This window comes from Corynebacterium sp. HMSC05C01, from assembly GCF_001807155.1.
Classification (GTDB): Bacteria; Actinomycetota; Actinomycetes; order Mycobacteriales; family Mycobacteriaceae; genus Corynebacterium; species Corynebacterium coyleae.
In genome coordinates, this window is sequence record NZ_KV787964.1 from 1,054 (window position 1) to 2,313 (window position 1,260).

The 1,260-nt window shown below is 54.0% G+C and carries 2 protein-coding genes; both read left to right on the forward strand.

The annotated features are described in order from the left end of the window. Nucleotides 1-346: hypothetical protein (locus tag HMPREF3145_RS11870; RefSeq protein WP_168162461.1), on the forward strand; the 346-nt coding region annotated here is incomplete at its 5' end. A gap of 557 nt (nt 347-903) precedes the next feature. Next, nucleotides 904-1,260: hypothetical protein (locus HMPREF3145_RS07820; protein WP_371325700.1), on the forward strand; the 357-nt coding region annotated here is incomplete at its 3' end.

Sequence of the window (1,260 nt, forward strand, 5' to 3'; positions counted from 1 at the left end):
GGCTACCCAGATCCAGATCCCGGGCCTGTCTGAGTTCGTCGCTCAGGCGAACGCCCAGGTCCAGAACGCGAACACGCAGTTGCAGCAGCAGTTGGGTATCTTCAACCCGCAGTTGGCTGCTCAGGTTGAGGCCATCAATGGTCAGCTGGCGCAGTACGGCACTGACCTCGCTACGGTTGCCGCTGGTCTGGCGCTGATCGCCGCTGGCATCCTCGCCGGCACGATCATTTACGACAACTGCTCCCCGAAGGGTGGTTCGTCCGTGAAGGATCTGGAGTTGAAGGGTTCTTCCGGTAACACCTACGCAGGTTCTTCCAAGGAGACCAAGGCTCCGGAGAAGAAGTAGGTTCTAGCTACTAGTTAGCGCGTCGTTGCCCCGTATCCCCGTTGTTGGGATACGGGACAGCTGTCGTTGGGGCATTTTGCTTATCGACGACCCCACCACCCCGAATCACCCCCTAAAGTAGGCACTTCTGCTTTGCTAAGAAAATCTCACCTTTAGCCCGTTTTTCACGGATCTTCTCGGTGTTAGTGGATCAGGAGGCCAAGTGTCGTGCCTGGGTGGAAATCGTCACCCAAAAACGCAGGGCAGATAAACATTTGCAGTGGTTGGAGGTGAATCTCGAAAGTGCACATTTCCAAGATGTATCTATTTTGGCATATCAACTATTTTTGCCGACGTGGAGAAACGCGGTCCAGCAAAAAATAAAAAAAGACACTGTCGGGTTGGAAGAACCTGAGAAATCTTCTACGCGGTTGTGGGCAGACGTAATGATCATTGCGGGCGGTTGTCAACTTCTTTACCCTTGCCTATGTCGGCCCTGTATGGCATGTGTCCGAAAAGCGTCACAACAAGCAGGGCTTGTCTAACCGAAATTGTCATTTTCGAGGAAGGAATTTTCGGTGAAGAAGAATTACATTGCACGTCGTCGTGGCACGTCGGTTGCTGCGGCTGCGTTGTCGTTTGCATTGGTCGCGCCGTTGGCGCAGCCGGTTGCGTTTGCGCAGGAGGATAAGCCTGCTGCTGAGTCTGCTCAGAATGCGGATGCTCCGAAGCCTCCTGCCGAGACGCCGGCTTCGGATGTTGAAGCGTATGCGGATGCGATCCATTCGCCTGGTGAGGCTGATCAAAAGGGCACGATTTCCGGTTCTGTCAAGGAGATCGTTGAAACCGCTGTTGGTTTCGGCAACGTGCAGGATTCCGGTAAAGCCCTGAAGGGTGTGAAGGTGTATGCGCAGTGGTACGAGGGTGTTAACTCT